Here is an 18,599-nt window from a genome sequence, read left to right as displayed (position 1 = left end):
AAAGCAATTGTCTGATGAAATAGTAAGACTTGCTTATAATAACTTAGCATTTAATAGCTTATATTTCGGAAATACTTCTGATGCTAATACATATATCAATAAGATAATTAAATATATTAATACTGAATCTTACTGTACTGCAACATATGGATTATTTAACATTAAAAAACGGTAATATCGATAAAGGATTAAAGTATTACGAATTGGCTATCATAATAGCAAAGTCAAAAGACATGAAAGACAGAATTAGACAAAGAATGAATCTCGAAATTGGCAAATATTATTACAGCATTGGCAATATTAAAGATAGTGTAAAGCACCTTACTAAAGCAATTAAAGAAACAAATGGTTATAGATATGCTGTTAAAGAAGGAAATACTATTTTGAAAGCAATCCAGTGAATTAGTCCAGTTAATTTTATGACAAGAACTGATATAGTTTCCCAATTCGTAAGCCAAGATATTCTCCCAAATAAAATGACTTTCCATGTTGCAAAAATCGAATGGACTGACTCACATTCTCCTGTCATATCATGGGACAAGTATTCAGAACTGGCAGGTTCCTTTTCAGAGTCTCAACAAGAAAAGGAAATAAACCGAATTCTGGCTGATAAGAAATACTTTGGTACTTGCCGCGAATGCAATGAATTGAATCCGGTAGGTTGGATGTTTGATAAACATATTTGCCAGGACTGTGCCGAAAAGAACCATGGTGTAGTTTTCTAAAAGGCCATTAAATGAAAAAAGGTACTCGATTCCTTTTTGAAAAATCCCTTGATTCCCTCCTTCTATCCATCGAACACTTCAACCGCCCTTGGGACCGTGGCCGTCCCGAAGCCGTGCTTATCCTGCTTGACCGTGCTTTTGAATTACTCCTTAAAACTATAATTCTCCATAAAGGTGGCAAAATCCGCGAAACAGGTGCAAGAGAAACCATTGGTCATGAAAAATGCGTCAGGAAGTGTATTACTGAGGTTGGAGTTAAATGCCTTACCGAAGACCAAGGGTTAACAATTCAAATCATCAACAGTTTCCGTGATGCAGCCCAACACGATATCGTTGAACTCTCAGAACGTGACCTTTACACATATAGTCAGGCCGGTGTCACTCTCTACCGTGACCTGATTCGCAAAGAACTCAAAGAAGACCTCAATACATACCTTCCAGGTCGTGTCCTCCCCATATCAACAGAACCACCGAAAAACCTGCACGCCATGATTGAAGCCGATTTTAAAGAAATCAAAGACCTCGTGCATCCTGGTGCGAGGAAACAAATTGAAGCAAAGGCCAAACTGAAAGCGTTGGCAATCATCGAATCATCGCTTGAAGGGATACGCTCTCAACCCACGGAATATGAACTGCAAAAACTCGTTAAAGAAGTGCAAACCGGTAAAACGTGGCAAGATATTTTCCCCGGAGTAGCAAGCCTTGAATTGAGCACAGAAGGGGAAGGTATCGGTATCAGCATTCGGATAAGCAAGAAGGAAGGTGAAGCGGTCTGTCTCGTTCCTGAAGGTACACCCGGTGCTACGGTACTGGCCGTAAAGAGAGTTAATGAGCTGGATTACTATTCGCTCAGCTTGAATGATATTGCGAAAAAACTCGACTTAACTCCACCTAAAACAGGTGCTCTCATGCACAAGTTGGGAATTTGCGATTCAGATGACAACTACAAGAAAATAAAAATCGGCAAATCAGCGTTCAACAGATATTCGATGAAAGCACTGGATTGTCTAGCCAAAGCTGTTCCAACTGTAGATATGTCCGAAGTATGGGAAGAGTATAAAGCAGCAAAGAAAACATAATCGAAATTTATGTTTTTAAGGAAACAAAACCTGCCTTTTAACACCACACCATTAATAACAAGCTGTAAATATTATAGTTTTCACCAAATACAGAGATTATATTTTCAGCCATACCGAAATATACCAACTTATGCAACCATAATGCCATAAAACGCAAAGCAGGAGCGGTTTTACAGAAAAAGCTTGACAAAGTTTATAAACCTGTGCTATTTTGGTTTTCGCATACTAAATCCGTCTTTTTTTCTTAAAGGAGAAAAAGGGGGATTTTTTTATGTTCAGGTGCCTGAACCACACAATTGCTTGCTTTCAAAACCGCATAGCGCAATCCCCCCTCTATCTGTACCCATCATTTGCAACACTCCCCTACAACCATCAGCTTAACAATAAACCAAACCAGAAGCCCGTGACCTTAGGGATAATTCCCGTCACCGGTTCCCTGTCTACATATCCAAATTCATTTCACAAAAATAAAGTAAATCCGCCTCGTGCGGTTGATTAGATATTTAACACTACATCAGCGATGAAGAAAGCGAGGTATTTATAATCTTAATGGCAAATGACGCACTTTTTTTGGGGATAACTTGTTAACCATGCACCAACGGGAAATTGATGAGTAATCTGAAATACAAAGAAGATGAATATTCATCAGGCAACGAATTGGACTTTGAGAGCCAGGATGTCCGCGAATTCCTGGACCACATCGCCCGTGTTCTTGCCAGAAAATACGTTGACTGCATGAAGAGTGCGGCATCGAAAGTTGAGGTGTAGCCAAGGGTAGTAGAGCAGTATAATACAATAAAAAAAGGAGGCAGAATGAAAAAAACAGCAGTCTATGCAAGGTACAGTAGTGATAACCAAAGGGAGGAGAGTCTTCAAGACCAAATCGGCTCATGTTTTGTGTATGCCAAAGCAAATAACCTCTTCATCGACCCACAACACATTTATTCCGATGCTGCAACTTCAGGAACACTGAAGGAACGGGATGGCCTGAACAAGCTACTGCAAGCAGCAAGAGCACATGAATTTCAAGTCGTACTCGTTGATGACCTGTCGAGACTTTCCCGCATGAATGCCCAGATGCTTATTCACATCCAAGAATTAACATTTATGGGAATCGAGCTGCATTCTGTTGCTGACAACCTCAACACGAGCGATGAAGAATCCAAACTTGCATATCAGCTTAAAGGGATTATCAACGAAGCATATATTGATGACTTGAGGAAGAAAACCATTCGCGGCCAATTGGGGCAAAAACTTCGAGGTTTCTTTTTGGGTGAAAAACTTACGGATTCATATCCGAACCGTATGGAAACGTGACAATCGACAAAAAAGGCCGGTCTCGTCCAGAAGGCTACAAAATGTATATCGAACCGATTGAAGCCGCAATAATCAAAAGAATTTTCGAAATGTACGATTCCGGCATGGCTCTGACCAGGATTGGAAAAGTGTTGAACAACGAGAAAATCCCTAGTTGTAAGCAGACAGATGGTGGTTGGAACGAATCTACCGTTAGACGCATACTGAAGAATGAAAAATATACTGGTCTGTGGGTTTGGGGCAAATTACAAAACAAGCGGAATCCAATTACCGGAGCTATTCGACAAGTTCCTAGAGACAAACCTTTACATACCGCAACACATGAAGATTTGCGGATAATCCCGCAAGAACTATGGGACCGCGTTCAAAAACGGCTAGTTGAATTCAATAATAATGGAACATCCCAAGTTGGTAAAGCTGGTGGGTTTCCAACAAAGCAAGTCAGCAAAGTGCATACATTCCCGCATGAACTGCTTTCCGGGGCGATGGTCTGCGATGTTTGTGGCAATACCATCGGGAAAGTCACTGGGAAAGGTGGTGGATATTACGGTTGCATGAAAGCTGTTCGTGGTGGTTGCACCAATAAATTAATGGTCAGGAAAAGCATTGTCGAGCCAATTATCATGGGTGAACTGGCAAAATTGCTCAACAACACAGAAATGCTTAAATTCATCATGACCAAAGTCGAAAAATACGTAAAAGAAATGTGCTCCACTGTTCCTGAGGAAATAGTCGTCAAAAAAACTGAATTATCAAAACTTGATAAGGTGATTCACAACCTCGTTAAGTTCATTTCTGATGGTCGCAGCAGCAAAAGCATTGCTGACTCTCTACAAGTTTCGGAAGAACGGAAGGAAGTTTTATCGACTGAATTGGTAATTTTGGAAGCAACGCACATGAAAGTATTCAAGGCTCCGCCAATCGAGTGGATTACTGACCGGGTTTCAAATATTAAAGAGGTTCTTGAGGAAAAAACAGAGCAGTCAGCCTTACTGATTCGAAAACTTATGGGGCAAATCAGACTAAAACCGGTCACTCCTGACATCGGTAGAGCATATCTCGTTGCTATCTCAAAATTCCAACCCCTTGCTTTATTTGAAGAAAAAAGGCCGTCTCCTAAAAAGGAGCGGCCTTTATCATTAACATCCGACACCGATTGGGACGGTGGTACGAATGCGCGTTCGTGGTGGAGGTGCCGGGAATCGAACCCGGGTCCGAAAGTCATCCACAGAAGGCGTCTACATGCTTGTACCAGTTTTTGATTTAACCACCTGAAGCTCCACTGGCCGGGATTTTCAGGAAGCGGTCCTGCTAAGGTTTCGCTTCAGATACGCAGGCTCTCTCATCGGCTATCCCACATTAATGACGATCTGTCCTTCCCAGCGGGAGTGAGTCGGCAGATCGGTAGCAGGTTATTAAGCTGCTACAGCGTAATTATAGTTATCGGCGTCTATAAACGCTCGGATTGTTTAACGAGCCACCCGAACCTCGGCATGCAACCTTTGCTTATTACCCCCGTCGAAACCTTTACACCCCCATTTCGGATTCGGAAAAAGTCCATCTGCTGTGTTACGCTCGGCTTTCGTCGCTGCGACGTACCTTACAGGTACGTCTCACTCCTCTTTCCTCGCAAGCCTTGCATCTGGAACTTTTTGCGAATCCTCATTCTCTTGGTTCAGAAAAAATCCATCTACGGTGTTACGCTCGGCTTTCGTCGCTGCGACGTACCTTACTAGGTACGTCTCACTCCTCTTTCCTCGCAAGCCTTGCATCTGGAACTTTTTGCGAATCCTCATTCTCTTGATCCGGAAAAAGTCCATCTGCTCTCTATATCTTCAATCTAGCACGTTACATCAGGCAAAGCAAATTAACCCTACCCGCGGTGACGCTCCTTGAGCGCCTGGGCAAGCTCACGCTTATGGTCTTTCTGCTTCAGGTCCTCGCGCTTGTCGTACAGCTTTTTACCCTTTGCCAAGCCGAGTTCGATCTTTACCAGCCCATTCTTGAAGTAAACCCTTAACGGTATCAGCGCATAACCCCGCTCCTGGGTCTTTATAAACAGCCTGCCGATCTCGGCTTTGTGAAGCAGGAGCTTGCGAACCCGGTCGGGATCATGGTTCTCGCGGTTGCCGAAATCGTACGGAGGGATATGGAGGTTGTGAATACTGACCTCTCCCCCGCGGACCAGTGCAAAAGAGTCACCCATGTTCGCTTTGCCGGCCCGGAGCGATTTCACCTCGGTGCCGAGCAGGGATATCCCGGCCTCGAACTTCTCCTCAATGAAATACTCGTGATAGGCCTTCTTGTTGTTGCAGATCAGCTTTTCGCCCATGATGAGGGATAGTAGCAGAGGGTTTTGGATACTGCAAGGAGAACCAGCTACGAATCGATGCGTTCTCCGGCAAGATAGACGGTTGCGACAACAGCGGAATCGAGGAGCAGATCGGCCAGTTTACCGGAGGTCAAAGCACCTGATGGGGAAAGCACCTGGATATCGGCCCGTTTGCCCACCTCAAGGGTTCCGGTCCCGCTGTCGAGATGAAGCGCCCTGGCGCCGCCGATGGTGGCCATTCCGAGCAGTTCGTCGGGGGTGAACATGCGGGGGTATCGCTCAAAAAGGAAGCGGATCTCATCCCACATGGAGAGCGAATCATTGCTCGCGAGCGAATCGGTCCCGATGGCGAGCGGAATCCTGCTCCCCCGGAACAGCATCAGCGGTGGAGCGCCCACAACAAGGCGATCGTTGCTTCTGGGGCAGATCACGATGGCAACACCCCGATCGCGGAGGATGCCGACATCAGCCGGGGTCACGTGCACCGCATGGACACAGGTGGTCATGGGCGTCAGCACCGCGAGAGAGTCCAGATAGGCCACCGGCGACATGCGGCGCGGTGGGGGAAGATAGGGCTCCCAACCGGCCATGGGATAGATCTCGGTGGCTATCCGGCCGGTCGTGTCAAACCAGAAATCTATCTCGTCGGCGGATTCGGCCAGGTGGATCATGGTCGGCAGACCGAAAGAATCCGCCATGCCGGTAATATCCCTCATGAACTGCTCGGAAAGGGTATGCGGAGCGTGCGGGGAAACGCCGGGGAGCAGCGAAGCAGCGGTTATGGTCCTGATCGCGGCTTCCATGTCGGACTTTCTCGCCTCGCACTGCACCGGGTCATGGCCGATGGCTTCCAGATATACCCGCCCGGATACCGGCAGTCTCATGTAGTCGGCAAGAAGAGTCAGGTTGCTGAGGATATCACCGACAGTTGTCGTGCCTGCCGCCAGGGAAATCCGTGCCCCTTCGTCAAGGGAATGCCGAAGCTCATCTTGGGTAAGAGCCCTGCAGATCTTGACCACCTGCACGATCCAGTCAACATACTGCCTCGGCATGTAATCAACCCCTTTGCGAATCTTCCACGAAGGGAAATGCGTGAGCTCCAGATGGGTATGAGCATTCACCATGCCGGGCATCAGAACGCAACCGGGATGGTCTTCCACCGGCCAGGGGAAATCCCTGCGGACATCGTCAAGCGGGCCGACGGCAACGATTCTGCCGTCGCGTACGGCAACAGCGCCGTTGGCTGCAGGCGTTGAGCCGGGATTATAGAGGTATGAGGCAGCAATGATCTTCATGAAGAAAGTCTACCAGTGAATAAATCAAAGGGCAACCGGCGATTGCCGATTGCCCCTCTAAACACTTCACCGTCTCAGGAAACGCGATTTTTTCGCAAGATCAAGGCTGTCGAGGGATTGCGCGGAGACGTACTGCAGTATGTCGCACAAGCGGTCCCGAAGACTTACGCAGATATTGCGTAAAAGGCGCGTTTCCCTCTCTACCAGACGACCTTTTTGAGCCTCGCCTGCCCGGCCTCTTCCTTGCGGGTCGGGAGCATCCGGTTGTTTTCATCGACAAAGACCAGCTTCGGTTCATGCTTGAGCGCCTCTTCGTTCGCCATATCGACAAAGCTGGCGATGATTACCAGGTCCTTTGGCGCAACCAGACGGGCCGCAGCGCCGTTAAGGCAGATCACGCCCGACCCCCGCTCCCCCTCGATGGCATAGGTCTCAAGCCTGCTGCCATTGATGACGTTCCATATTGCGACCGCCTCGTAAGGGATGATGTCGGCAGCCTCCATGAGATCCAGGTCGATGGTGACGCTCCCTTCGTAGTGCAGGTCGGCGCCGGTCACTGTTGCCCGATGAATCTTGCTCTTCAGCATCTTCCTCTGCATTTCAGTCATCCTCCCCCAATACTCCGTTATCTATCAGCCTGGTCGAGCCGATTTTCAATGCTAGCGCCAATAAGGTATTACCGTTGACACGATCGCATTCGGCAAGGGTGGTCGAGTCGCGCAACTCAACGTAATCGATCACTGCGCCCTGTTCACGGCCGATCTCGGCAAGGGCGGACTTCATGATGATCTCCGCCGATAACTCCCCGCCCCGGAAAGCCGACCGGGCGGCCATGATGGCGCGGCTGAGACAGAGTGCGCACTTCCGGTCTGCATCGGAGAGGTATTTGTTGCGCGAACTCATTGCCAAGCCGTCGGCCTCGCGGATTATCGGCATGCCGACGATCTCGACCGGCATGTTCAGGTCTGCCGCCATCCGGCGAATTACCGCGAGCTGCTGGAAATCTTTCTTGCCGAACAGAGCCAGGTGCGGGTTCACGATATTGAAGAGTTTGCAAACCACCGTGGTGACGCCGCGAAAGTGGCCCGGCCTGCTGGCGCCACAGAGCGGCAGGGTCAGTTCCTCGACATTGACCCAGCTCTGAAAACCGGCAGGGTACATCCCGGTTGCGGTCGGAGTAAAGATAACATCGACCCCTGCCTCTGCCGCAATCCGCGAATCCCGCTCCATGTCGCGCGGGTAACGCTCGAAATCCTCGCCAAAACCGAATTGGCTCGGATTCACAAAGATGCTCAAGACCAGCAGGTCGCTGCGCCGGCGCCCTTCACGAAGCAGCGAGGCATGCCCCTCATGCAGAAACCCCATGGTGGGAACAAAGGCAATCCGCTTGCCGCTTTGCCGGGCATCAGCAGTAATCTCCTGCATCTCGGTTATGGATGATATTATCTTCATACCTTAAAACCTAAATGGCACAGCAAAAAGCTCCATATGCAAGGCTTGCGAAAGCTGAGGAACGAGTCGTAGCCGTAGGCTACGTCGCAGTGACGAAGTTTTTCGCGTAACGCAGCAGATGGACTTTTGGCGAAGCCATATCAGTTGAACGAATGCGCCTCTGTCGGAAACTCCCCCGACTTGACCTCGGTAATATAGGCATTCACTGCATCGCTGATGACAGAGCTGACATCTGCGTAACGTTTGACGAATTTGGGAGAATACTTCTCGCACAAACCAAGGATATCGTGCAGTACCAGCACCTGACCGTCACAGTCGGGACCGGCCCCGATGCCTATGGTCGGGATCGCCAGCCTGCCGGTAATCCTCTGGGCAAGCTTCTGCGGAATTCCTTCCAGGACCACGGCAAAAGCGCCTGCCGCTTCGATCGCCAGCGCGTCGGCCATTAGCTGGTCGGCCTGTTCCTCTTTTTTGCCCTGGACCCGGTACCCCCCCATGCGGTGAATCGACTGGGGAGTCAGGCCGATATGCGCCATGACCGGTATATCCATCATGGTGATGGCGCGGATGGTCTCAGCCATATTGGCGCCACCCTCCAGCTTGACCGCCGCTGCCCCGCCATCTTTGATCAACCGGCCGGCATTGGTGCGCGCCAGGGAGAGATCGGTCTGGTAAGAGAGAAAAGGCATGTCAGCAACCACCAGCGCGCGGGGGTTGGCCCTCATTACGGCGCGGGTATGATAGAGCATCTCCTCCATTGTAACCGGCAGCGTGTTTTCATGACCGGCGACAACAACTCCCAGCGAGTCTCCCACCAGGATGACGTCGATCCCGCAGCTGTCCATGATTCTGGCCGTGGGATAATCGTAACAGGTGAGGACGCTTATCTTCGTGCCCTCAGCCTTCATCTTCTGAATATCCAGTATGGTTACCTGTTTGCGCATTTTGCACCAAAACGAAAACGCCCTCCGGGACAGAGGGCGTTTTTTCCATGCGAACGGGGAAATCCCCTGAAAGTGATCGCCGGCTATTGCCTTCCGTCCCGGTTCATTGCTGAATCCAGGCGGTATGTGTGAAATAAAAAAACAGGTGGGGGTTTGTCGGCTCCGCTCTCGTAGCGGGCTGCACCCACACCTGTTTCGATTTAACATAACAGGGTTATATCTGTCTACAAATTTTTCACTCGCTGAACTCTTTCATCATCTCGAGTTCTTTCACTACGGCAGCGCTTTCATTACGCCGTTTCTCCAGGTCCTCGAATATGCCGAGCACCATCTTGCCCACGGACTCTACGGCGTGCTTGATCTCCTTGCCATCGTCGACCTGGCGTCCGGTTGCGCCTGCCATCTCCTGGGTCATCTCCTTGATGGTATTGACCGCTCTCAGGATGTTGCGGGTGGCGTTGGCCTGTTCCTTGGATGCGGTAAAAATCTGGGTCGTCATGGTGCTGACATCTTCGATCGACCGGGTCACCATCTGAACGCTCTTGGCCTGTTCTTCGGTGGAGATCCTGATCTGATTCGTCATATCCATGGCCTGATTTGAACTTTCGAGGATTACCTTAAGGGAATCGCCGGTTTCCTGGCCAAGCAGTACCCCTTTCTGGACGAGATCCTTGGTAAGCGTTACATTGCTGGCCGCGGCCCGGGATTCGGTCATGATCTCCTCGATTATGCCGGTAATCTCTCCGGTCGACTGCCCGGTCTGCAAGGAAAGATTGCGGATCTCATCCGCAACAACGCCGAAACTTTTGCCGTATTCTCCGGCCTGGGCAGCGATAATCGAGGCATTGAGCGCCAGCAGATTGGTTCGCTTCGTAATGTCGTTGATTACCCCGACGATCCCTTCGATCCTGCTGCTGTTTTCCGCCAGCCTTTTGATGCCGTCATAGGAAAGCTCGACCGAAGTCTGAATCTCGTCCAGGGAAGCGATCGTTTCCTCAACTATGACGCTGCTTCGATCCGCCTGCGCCTTGACCTGGCTTGAAACCTTATGGGAAACAACCGTGTTCTTCTCGACGGTAAAGAGGGTCGCGTTGATTTCCTCCATTGCCGAAACCGATTTTTCCACGGTCTCGGACAGGGCGTCCAGGTTCCGGCTTACCTGCTCAATGGCCACGGAAATCTCTCCTACCGAGGCGCTGGTGTCGTCGATAGCGGTCATCACACTCTCCGCAGCCCCGGCTATATGGGCGGTATTCTCGGTAAGAGAATCCACGAATCCTTTCAAATTGATGACATTTCGCGAATGCCCCTCTCTATTTTTCAATAGCGAGACAAATGTGTTCCCCAGTTCCAGGGTCAGGGTGTCAATGGATTTGAGGAGATTGATTCTTGTCAGAGAAGATGCGGCCTGGTCGGCAAACAGCCTGACCGTATCGAGATCGGAGTCATTGAGCGGCCGCTTGCTCACTTTGTTGTCGACTCCGAACACGCCTACCGACTCGCCTTTGATGATGATCGGACAAAGGATGAAGCTTCGAGACCTCAAAGGTTCGATGGTATCGTACGGGGGCTTGATATGGTATTCGGCCGAAAAACTGTTGATATCGTCCACGAGGTACTGCCGTTTTTCTGCCATGCACTTGTATATGATACCTGCCCGCTCGTCAAACGGCAGAACCGCAGTATGCGGATCAAAACCTTCCGTGCGGGCGCTTACCGCAAACCGGAGAGATGAGCGGAGTTCGTCGGTGATCAGGATATTGACCCGTTCATAACCCAGCACCTCGCTCAAACCTTCTGCGCACAGGGTTAACACCTCCTGCGGGTCAATCGTTTTCTGGATGCGGCTGCTTATCTGGTGAAAGCTTTTGATACTGTTGTCAAGTGCCGTGAAGCGGGCTTCAAAGAGCTCTTTCTGTACCACGATCTTCTTGTTCAGATCTTCGGTCTCATGCTTCTGCGCCTTTAGCTCGTCACTGTTGCGGCCGACAAAATAGCCGAGGCAACCCATCACCGCACTTGTCCCGAAAAACATGTAAATATAAAGCGATATCTGCTCGGTACTCTTGGTAGCGTCCGCATACATCCGGGCAAAAAACGGCTTTGACCCATCCCCGAAAAACATGGCGCTCAGAAATGCCCACATGATCGGGGCGCCGACACCGAAGAGCGCGCCCAACATCAGATAACGCAACGATTTACCATTTGATGTCTCGCTTTTGTTCATAAGACGGAACAAACCTCCGTATTTTTTTCAATTAAACGGCAGATCAATGGAAAGCATGCCGGACAGCCGCTGAAAATGGCCTGCATGGCGACCAGATACAGCATAAACGCATCCGGTAATTACTTTCACCCGGCTGTGCTTCTTAATCTTTTATTCGGCGCGGCAACATGAAACTGAAATACCGGATCCGGGCAAACAGGCAGATTACCGCCCCAGCATTATTCCAAGCTCTTCGGCGGCTCTCACCATCTGTCCGCGGGGGTTAACCAGCTTGAGCCTCCGTACCGCTTTTTCAATTCTTACCGAACGGATGACAGTCCCCTTCAGGCAAACCATTTCGCCGAAAATCCCTTTATCGATCAGCTCAAGCGCCTTGATCCCAAAACGGCTGCCAAGACAACGATCAAAGGTGGATGGCGATCCCCCCCTTTGCAGATGGCCCAATACGGTGACCCGGGAATCCATGTCCAGGCATTTGCCGATCCGTTTTGAAACATATTCACCGATGCCGCCGAGCCGCTCGACCTGATGCCGCAGATCCGGGCCGGATTTTACCACCCGGTTGCCACCCTTTTCCAAGGCACCTTCAGCCGCAACAATGATACTGAAACGACTCCCTCTGGACCTTCTAAGCTCTATCGATTCGCAGATCCTGTCAATGGAAAAAGGTATCTCCGGGATCAGAATTACATCCGCTCCCCCGGCAATTCCCGATTCCAGGGCTATCCACCCGGCATACCTCCCCATAACCTCCATGACCATTACCCGGTGATGGCTCTCCGCGGTTGAATGCAGCTTGTCCAGTGCGTACGTTGCCGTTTCCAGTGCCGTATTGTAGCCAAAGGTCACATCAGTTTCCAGAAGATCGTTATCGATGGTCTTCGGGACACCCACTATCGGGACCCCTTTTCGCATCAATTCCAATGCAATCGACAATGAACCTTCACCACCGATGGTTACCAGGGCATCGATTCCCATTCGTTTGATGTTATCAACCACTCTATCGGAAATATCAATAATCTCAAGTTTTCCATTCTTTTCCACCGGGTAGGAAAACGGATTGCCCCGATTGGTGGTCCCGAGGATAGTCCCGCCCCGTGGGAGTATCCCCCTTACTTCATCCAGCCCTAACGGCCGATTCTTCGCATTGTCCAGCAGGCCGTCAAAACCGTCTTCTATGCCGACCACCTCCCAGCCACGCTTGAGAATCGCCCCTTTGACCAGGGCGCGGATGACCGCGTTCAACCCTGGGCAGTCACCGCCACCAGTGAGAATTCCAATCCGTTTTACCATTCAATCCCCCCAGACATTGATGCTCAACCAACCGAAATGCATCGAATCAAAAAGTGCCATACCGGTCAAAAGCAACCGCTGCGGCTCCGAGCACGCCGGCGTCATCGTGCAGATCACCCCGTAGAATCTTAAGCCGCGCTACCGAGGGCCGGTACGCCCTCAGACAGAGTTCGGTACTCATGGCTTCCCGCATGATACCAAAACTGGCGGCAACCCCACCGCCGATAATTATCGCTTCCGGATTCAGGAGGTTAACCGCTGCGGCGGCAGCAGAACCGAGATAACGCCCCGCATCTTCGAACAGCTTGGTCGCCATCAGGTCTCCAGCAGCGGACATTGCGGCAAGCGTTTCTACGGAAGCATCAGGAGAGGATAACATCCCCTGCTCCCGGGCGGTTGCCAGGATTGCGGTGGCAGAGGCATATCGCTCTACGCAGCCGTTGTTGCCGCAAGGGCAGCCTCTCCCGCCTGGAACCACGGTGAGATGGCCGAATTCTCCGGCAAACCCGTCGGCACCGCTCCAGAGTCTGCCATCGAGGATAATCCCGCCGCCAATGCCGGTGCCGATGGTTATCATTATGAATGTCCGAAGTGACCGGCCCGCGCCAAAACGGTACTCGCCAAAGGCCGCAGCATTGGCATCGTTGACTGTCACTACCGGTAAACCAGTCAATGATTGCAGTTCCGTTGCCAGGTTCAGCCCTTCGCAATAGCTGAGATTAACCGAAGAAAAAATCTCGCCGGACGGCGAAATAAGACCGGGCATCCCGATACCGACGCCGAGCATTCCGGCATTCAACGCAACCGCTTTGTCTGAGAGCAGCAGGATATTTTCGGAGAGCTGGGAAATGAATGCGGCCCGATTGCCGCCGGTCGGCATTTTGAGTCTTTCGATCACGTTTCCGTTCTCTGCAACCAGAGCAAGGCGCAGGTTTGTACCACCCACATCTATTCCGGCAACAACTGACTCCCCGTTATTCATGCGGTCTCACCCGGTGCGAGCGAGTCAAAAATAGGCGCAAGACGGTCATATGTAGCAGTGAGCGCCTCGGGAACGACCCTGGTATCCGCGGTAATCGTCATAAAGTTGGTGTCGCCGCCCCATCTCGGGACGATGTGGAAATGCAGGTGTTCAGCTACACCGGCCCCTCCGGCGAGCCCCAGATTCATGCCGATATTGAATCCTTGCGGAGACAATGCCTCAATCAACCCACGCCTTGCCAGGCGAAGGGTCTTGATGAAATCGAGCAGTTCGACATCGTCCAGGTCATCGAGTGATGATGTGTGCCGGTAAGGGATGACCATCAGGTGCCCGTTTGTATAGGGATACAGGTTCAGGATTATAAACGAGGCAACCGACCGGTACAGAATCAGTTTTTCCCGGTCCCTGGCCCGGTCCTGATCAGGGTCGATACAGAATACACAACCTGCAGGCTTATCTTCGTTAATATACGCCATTCGCCACGGTGCCCAAATCCTTTCCATACGATAAACCGCCTCTTGACCTTTATTTGTAATAAGCCTTGGGAAATAGTAGCTGAAAACTGATGTTTGACAACCGAAAGAAGCAGTCTATAACTGCAGTTATATGAAAATATTTTGGTTTTTAATTTGAATAAATCTTGACATACCACAAACAATGGCATTAATGTAGAACGACTTTTGATTTGGGGCGGCACTGCGAGCAAATTGAGCTTTCCCTGCAAGCAACATAGATTTTTACTCTGAGTAAATTTAGGTAAGGGGGTAAGGTAATGGGAAAAAACGAAGATGCATTGGAATATCACTCAACTGGACGCAAAGGCAAGATAGAGGTTATTTCGTCAAAGCCGTGCCTGACATCGCGTGATCTGTCGTTGGCATACACTCCTGGCGTAGCGGTTCCCTGCCTGGAGATCGAGAAGAACCCTGAAGATGCGTACAAGTATACGGCAAAAGGTAACCTTGTCGCCGTTATTTCGAACGGGACTGCCGTGCTCGGCCTTGGCAACATCGGGGCGCTGGCGGGCAAACCGGTTATGGAAGGGAAAGGGGTTCTCTTCAAGCGTTTTGCCGATATCGATGTGTTCGACATCGAGGTAAACAGCGAAGATCCGGAAGAGGTCATCAAGTTCTGCCAGTTGATCGAGCCGACTTTCGGCGGCATCAACCTTGAGGACATCAAGGCCCCGCAATGTTTTCATATTGAGGAAGAACTCAAAAAAACCCTTAATATTCCCGTGTTCCACGACGATCAGCACGGTACCGCCATAATCTCGGCCGCTGCCTTGATCAACGCCCTTGAGCTTATCAACAAGAAGATCGGCGATATCAAAATCATTATCAACGGAGCAGGGGCTGCAGCAATAGCCTGCGCCAATCTGGCCATCTCCCTTGGCGTTAAACCAGAAAACCTTATCATGTGCGACACGAAGGGGGTCATCTACAAGGGCCGGACAGAGGGGATGAACAAATATAAAGACCGCTTTGCAGTTGATACCCAGATGCGGACGCTGGAAGAAGCGGTGGTCGGGGCCGACGTTCTGTACGGGCTCTCGTCCAAAGGCGCATTTACCCCTGATATGGTCCGGGCAATGTCAACAAACCCGATCATCTTCGCAATGGCAAACCCGGATCCGGAAATAACTCCGGAAGAGGCCCAGGCGGTCCGCGGCGATGTGCTCATTGCCACCGGCCGTTCCGACTACCCGAACCAGGTAAACAATGTTCTCGGGTTCCCGTTCATCTTCCGCGGCGCCCTGGACGTCAGGGCGTCTTCCATAAACGAGGAGATGAAGAAAGCCGCAGTTTTCGCCCTGGCAGAGCTGGCACGAGAGGAATGCCCCGATTCCGTATGCCGGGCCTATGGCAATGAAAAGTTTACCTTTGGTCCCCGTTATATTATTCCGAAACCTTTTGACCCGAGGGCACTTCTCCGCGTTGCCCCGGCAGTAGCCAAGGCAGCAATGGATTCCGGGGTCGCCAGGCAACCGATTGAGGATATGGAGAAGTATGTCGAGCACCTGGAAGCCCTTCAGGGTAAAGCCAAGGAGACCCTCCGCGGCATCATAAACAAGGCGAAAAGCGATCCAAAGCGGATCGTGTTCCCGGAAGGCGACAACGAAAAGATCCTGAAGGCCGCGCAGATCCTTGTGGAAGAAGGAATCGCACATCCGATCCTCATCGGCAACCATTCCAAAATACGGTCCGCAATCGAAGAATTGGGGCTGGATCTCAACGGTGTGCCGATAGTTGACCCCGAATCGTTCGCAAAATCAGACGAATATGCAGAGGAGCTGTTCCGGATCCGGCAACGAAAAGGGTTGACCCTTTCGGAATCCAAGAGAATCATGCGGCGCAAGTCGCGCACCCATTTTGGCTGCATGATGGTGCGCCAGGGAGATGCCGATACCCTTCTGGGCGGTATCGACACCCACTACCCCGAAACCATCCGTCCGGCCCTGGAGGTTATCGGGAAACAGGAAGGTCTTGCCAGCGTCCACGGTCTGTACATGATGGTCTTCAAGAAAGGGATTCTCTTTCTTGCCGATACTACGGTCGATATCGATCCCACAGCCGAAGAGCTGGCCGAAACCGCCATCCTTGCCGCTGAAAAGGCGAAGATGCTCGAATTCGATCCGAAGGTCGCCATGCTCTCCTTCTCCAACTTCGGTTCCGTCCATCACCCCGGCCCTCTCAAGGTGAAAAAGGCAGTCGAGATTGTCAAGCAGAAGGCCCCGGACCTGGAAATCGACGGCGAAATGCAGGCGGATACGGCAGTGGTTCCGGAAATCCTGCAGAAGAACTACCCGTTTGCATCCCTTAAGGGGCAAGCAAACGTACTGATCTTCCCGGACCTGAACTCCGGCAACATCTGCTACAAGCTTCTCAACAGAATCGGCGGCGCGGATGCGATCGGTCCGATCCTGATGGGGATGAAAAAACCGATCCATGTCCTCCAGAGAGGTGACGATGTCCTGGACATCGTCAATATGGCGGCTATTGCCGTGGTTGACGCCCAGAACAACTGACCGTACTGCATCCTCTCAAGACCTCATACGGGGTTGCCGCAAGGCAACCCCGTTTTCTTTATTTATTGGCCCGGCATGTGCTATTATGCACCTGTCTCATTAATCATCTTTCCGGCAATTCAGCCGTGCGGGGCTTATGAACGAAGATCTGCTGGACATCCAGGAAGAAAATGCCGAATCGGTCGTAAGACCTTTTTTCCCAAAAATGATTGCCATTTCGCTGGTCATGCACGTTATCTGCGCCATAATCATAACCGGCGGGGGAACGGGTCACCCCGGCGATCCGACCATCAACTACCTCGATCTCACCATGTCCGATCCAACGGCAGCCCCGGCCAAACCAGCTGCGCCGGCAACGGCCGCTGCCGCTACTCCCGAGCCTCCAGAAGCCCAGGCTGCCCCAGCCGCGGAAGAACAGGCGCCCGCCCCTCCCACCGAAGCGGAAAAACTGCGCCAGGAGGCGCAAAATGCCGTTAAAGCCGCTCCCCAGCAACCCGAAGCCATGCAAAAGGTGTCGTTCGGCCTGGGTCTTCTCAACGGGCATTTCGGAACCCTTGCCGATGGCCGGACCCTCCGGAACGATATGCGGGAATACCATCTCGCGCTGCTCAGAGCCATCAACGAAAACTGGTGGCGCAACGGCAACAAGTTCGAAGGGATGAACAGCGCAATCGTCAACATCGTCGTAGCCCGAGATGGCGAAATCCTTGCTGCGCAGATCATGCAGAGTTCCGGCAACCCGACCTATGACCGGACCCTGGTGAAATCACTCCTTGGTGCCGGCCCGCTGCCACCCCTGCCGTCACAATTTGAGTCCCCCGTGTTCACCGCTCCGATACGATTCAACCCGCCGTTAACCATGTTTGGCACCCCCACCGGGTAAAACGCCCGGCGCGCCTTCGCTGCATATTTCTTGCTGTGTGGTACACTTGTGAGCAGTCATAATGAGGTGCCTCCATGAGCGATCCGCAACGTGCGGCGATCCTTGAAGTAATCAATACCGTCGCAACCAGCTACCTTCAGGGCAAGATCAAGGCAGTCAAACTATCTTTCATAGCAATGCTCTCCGGAGGACACATCCTGCTGGAGGACATCCCAGGCCTCGGCAAGACAACCCTTGCCCTCACCATTGCGCAGGTTCTCGGCCTGACCTTCGGCAGGGTCCAGTGCACCAGCGATCTCCTTCCGTCAGATATTACCGGGCTCTCCATATTCAACAGGGACGAAAACCGCTTTACTTTTGTCCGCGGGCCGATCTTCAACAATATCCTTCTGGCGGACGAGGTCAACCGGGCCATGCCGAAGACCCAGAGCGCCATGCTGGAAGCCATGGAGGAACGAAGGGTTACAGTGGAAGGAACGACCTATAAACTCCCCGACCCTTTTCTGGTCATCGCTACCCAGAACCCGACCGAGCAGGCCGGCACCTACCCGTTACCCGAGTCACAGATCGACCGGTTCCTGATCAGGACCGGACTCGGCTATCCGCCGGCTGAAATAGAGCAGGCGATTATCAAACAGGGGGGAATCCGCGAGGAAATCATGAAGATCTCCCCGCTTCTTTCTGCAGAGGCAATCCATGACGCAAGAAGATCGATCCAGGAAAAGATCTACCTTTCCGACAAGGTGACCGGCTATATCATGCAGATTATCGCTGAAACCCGCGCCCACCCGCTGGTGGCGGCAGGGATTTCAACCCGCGGAGGTATCAGCATTGCTCAGGCTGCCAAGGTTCACGCCTATCTGGAAGGGAGGGAATTTGTCGCGCCCGAGGATGTGATGGCCATTGCCGTTCCGGTCGGTGCGCACCGGCTGGTTCTGAAACCGGAAAATGAGCATCTGGACAAGGAGGAGATCCTACGCGCGGTAATAAACGATCTGCCCGTCCCGCTGGCCTGACGATCACCCGCGCCGGCGGATTTTAT

16 protein-coding genes, 1 other RNA gene and 1 pseudogene are annotated in these 18,599 nt (G+C 51.6%); 8 read left to right on the top strand and 10 right to left on the bottom strand.

Going from position 1 to position 18,599, the window contains the following annotated elements; translation table 11 throughout:
• Positions 1-146: 146 nt before the first annotated feature.
• From OR1_RS11450 to OR1_RS23275, 5 genes and pseudogenes are all read left to right on the top strand, one after another.
• A complete protein-coding gene (locus OR1_RS11450; RefSeq protein ID WP_041971991.1) occupies positions 147-401 on the top strand; it encodes a hypothetical protein in 255 nt (84 codons plus the stop codon).
• Positions 402-736: 335 nt separating this feature from the next.
• Complete coding sequence (locus OR1_RS11445; RefSeq protein ID WP_041971990.1) at positions 737-1,804, top strand: DUF3644 domain-containing protein; 1,068 nt, start codon at positions 737-739, stop codon at positions 1,802-1,804.
• 609 nt (positions 1,805-2,413) lie between these two features.
• Positions 2,414-2,572: a hypothetical protein gene (locus tag OR1_RS22300; protein WP_160295242.1), complete on the top strand. Its 159-nt coding sequence runs from the start codon at positions 2,414-2,416 to the stop codon at positions 2,570-2,572.
• A 45-nt stretch (positions 2,573-2,617) separates the two neighbouring features.
• The gene (locus OR1_RS11440; RefSeq protein ID WP_041971989.1) at positions 2,618-3,121 is read left to right on the top strand and encodes a recombinase family protein; all 504 of its coding nucleotides are present in this window, start codon (positions 2,618-2,620) and stop codon (positions 3,119-3,121) included.
• A gap of 41 nt (positions 3,122-3,162) precedes the next feature.
• A pseudogene (locus tag OR1_RS23275) lies at positions 3,163-3,744 on the top strand (recombinase family protein); the annotation flags it as partial.
• Positions 3,745-4,305: 561 nt separating this feature from the next.
• Here OR1_RS23275 and ssrA read toward each other — a convergent pair.
• From ssrA to OR1_RS11385, 10 genes are all read right to left on the bottom strand, one after another.
• Positions 4,306-4,658, bottom strand: a transfer-messenger RNA (tmRNA) gene (gene ssrA / locus OR1_RS21595).
• Between the two features lie 336 nt (positions 4,659-4,994).
• The gene (gene smpB / locus OR1_RS11425; RefSeq protein WP_041971986.1) at positions 4,995-5,453 is read right to left on the bottom strand and encodes an SsrA-binding protein SmpB; all 459 of its coding nucleotides are present in this window, start codon (positions 5,451-5,453) and stop codon (positions 4,995-4,997) included.
• Positions 5,454-5,500: 47 nt separating this feature from the next.
• A complete protein-coding gene (locus OR1_RS11420; RefSeq protein WP_041971985.1) occupies positions 5,501-6,748 on the bottom strand; it encodes an amidohydrolase family protein in 1,248 nt (415 codons plus the stop codon).
• 200 nt (positions 6,749-6,948) lie between these two features.
• Complete coding sequence (gene panD / locus OR1_RS11415; RefSeq protein WP_041972009.1) at positions 6,949-7,347, bottom strand: aspartate 1-decarboxylase; 399 nt, start codon at positions 7,345-7,347, stop codon at positions 6,949-6,951.
• 1 nt (position 7,348) lies between these two features.
• Positions 7,349-8,200, bottom strand: a complete 852-nt coding sequence (panC, locus tag OR1_RS11410) for a pantoate--beta-alanine ligase (protein WP_041971984.1) — start codon at positions 8,198-8,200, stop codon at positions 7,349-7,351.
• Positions 8,201-8,340: 140 nt separating this feature from the next.
• The gene (gene panB, locus OR1_RS11405; protein ID WP_041971983.1) at positions 8,341-9,144 is read right to left on the bottom strand and encodes a 3-methyl-2-oxobutanoate hydroxymethyltransferase; all 804 of its coding nucleotides are present in this window, start codon (positions 9,142-9,144) and stop codon (positions 8,341-8,343) included.
• Positions 9,145-9,379: 235 nt separating this feature from the next.
• Positions 9,380-11,371: a methyl-accepting chemotaxis protein gene (locus OR1_RS11400; protein WP_041971982.1), complete on the bottom strand. Its 1,992-nt coding sequence runs from the start codon at positions 11,369-11,371 to the stop codon at positions 9,380-9,382.
• 204 nt (positions 11,372-11,575) lie between these two features.
• A complete protein-coding gene (locus OR1_RS11395) occupies positions 11,576-12,664 on the bottom strand; it encodes a 6-phosphofructokinase (protein WP_041971981.1) in 1,089 nt (362 codons plus the stop codon).
• Positions 12,665-12,710: 46 nt separating this feature from the next.
• Entirely contained in the window at positions 12,711-13,646 is a 936-nt protein-coding gene (locus OR1_RS11390) for an ROK family protein (protein WP_041971980.1), read from the bottom strand.
• Positions 13,643-14,149, bottom strand: a complete 507-nt coding sequence (locus OR1_RS11385) for an HIT domain-containing protein (RefSeq protein WP_041971979.1) — start codon at positions 14,147-14,149, stop codon at positions 13,643-13,645. Before OR1_RS11385 ends, OR1_RS11390 begins: the two co-directional genes overlap by 4 nt.
• Before the next feature lie 269 nt (positions 14,150-14,418).
• On the opposite strand from OR1_RS11385, the gene OR1_RS11380 reads away from it, so the two are divergent.
• The 3 genes from OR1_RS11380 to OR1_RS11370 all read left to right on the top strand — a co-directional run bounded on the left by OR1_RS11380 (position 14,419) and on the right by OR1_RS11370 (position 18,573).
• On the top strand, positions 14,419-16,674 hold the full coding sequence (locus OR1_RS11380) for an NADP-dependent malic enzyme (protein ID WP_041971978.1): 2,256 nt from the start codon (positions 14,419-14,421) through the stop codon (positions 16,672-16,674).
• 136 nt (positions 16,675-16,810) lie between these two features.
• Complete coding sequence (locus OR1_RS11375; protein WP_041971977.1) at positions 16,811-17,557, top strand: energy transducer TonB; 747 nt, start codon at positions 16,811-16,813, stop codon at positions 17,555-17,557.
• A 74-nt stretch (positions 17,558-17,631) separates the two neighbouring features.
• Positions 17,632-18,573, top strand: a complete 942-nt coding sequence (locus tag OR1_RS11370) for a MoxR family ATPase (protein ID WP_041971976.1) — start codon at positions 17,632-17,634, stop codon at positions 18,571-18,573.
• Positions 18,574-18,599 lie beyond the last annotated feature (26 nt).

The sequence above is a fragment of the Geobacter sp. OR-1 genome (assembly GCF_000813145.1).
Taxonomy (GTDB): domain Bacteria; phylum Desulfobacterota; class Desulfuromonadia; order Geobacterales; family DSM-12255; genus Geoanaerobacter.
The sequence above is the reverse complement of the archived record's forward strand: the minus strand, read 5'-3'. Positions and strand labels throughout refer to the sequence as shown.

Excerpts from the sequence above, each read along its gene's own strand:
- OR1_RS11450 (WP_041971991.1), top strand. The coding sequence starts at position 147 with ATGGATTATTTAACATTAAAAAACGGTAATATCGATAAAGGATTAAAG.
- OR1_RS11445 (WP_041971990.1), top strand. The coding sequence starts at position 737 with ATGAAAAAAGGTACTCGATTCCTTTTTGAAAAATCCCTTGATTCCCTC.
- OR1_RS22300 (WP_160295242.1), top strand. The coding sequence starts at position 2,414 with ATGAGTAATCTGAAATACAAAGAAGATGAATATTCATCAGGCAACGAA.
- OR1_RS11440 (WP_041971989.1), top strand. The coding sequence starts at position 2,618 with ATGAAAAAAACAGCAGTCTATGCAAGGTACAGTAGTGATAACCAAAGG.
- smpB (WP_041971986.1), bottom strand. The coding sequence starts at position 5,453 with ATGGGCGAAAAGCTGATCTGCAACAACAAGAAGGCCTATCACGAGTAT.
- OR1_RS11420 (WP_041971985.1), bottom strand. The coding sequence starts at position 6,748 with ATGAAGATCATTGCTGCCTCATACCTCTATAATCCCGGCTCAACGCCT.
- panD (WP_041972009.1), bottom strand. The coding sequence starts at position 7,347 with ATGCAGAGGAAGATGCTGAAGAGCAAGATTCATCGGGCAACAGTGACC.
- panC (WP_041971984.1), bottom strand. The coding sequence starts at position 8,200 with ATGAAGATAATATCATCCATAACCGAGATGCAGGAGATTACTGCTGAT.
- panB (WP_041971983.1), bottom strand. The coding sequence starts at position 9,144 with ATGCGCAAACAGGTAACCATACTGGATATTCAGAAGATGAAGGCTGAG.
- OR1_RS11400 (WP_041971982.1), bottom strand. The coding sequence starts at position 11,371 with ATGAACAAAAGCGAGACATCAAATGGTAAATCGTTGCGTTATCTGATG.
- OR1_RS11395 (WP_041971981.1), bottom strand. The coding sequence starts at position 12,664 with ATGGTAAAACGGATTGGAATTCTCACTGGTGGCGGTGACTGCCCAGGG.
- OR1_RS11390 (WP_041971980.1), bottom strand. The coding sequence starts at position 13,646 with ATGAATAACGGGGAGTCAGTTGTTGCCGGAATAGATGTGGGTGGTACA.
- OR1_RS11385 (WP_041971979.1), bottom strand. The coding sequence starts at position 14,149 with ATGGAAAGGATTTGGGCACCGTGGCGAATGGCGTATATTAACGAAGAT.
- OR1_RS11380 (WP_041971978.1), top strand. The coding sequence starts at position 14,419 with ATGGGAAAAAACGAAGATGCATTGGAATATCACTCAACTGGACGCAAA.
- OR1_RS11375 (WP_041971977.1), top strand. The coding sequence starts at position 16,811 with ATGAACGAAGATCTGCTGGACATCCAGGAAGAAAATGCCGAATCGGTC.
- OR1_RS11370 (WP_041971976.1), top strand. The coding sequence starts at position 17,632 with ATGAGCGATCCGCAACGTGCGGCGATCCTTGAAGTAATCAATACCGTC.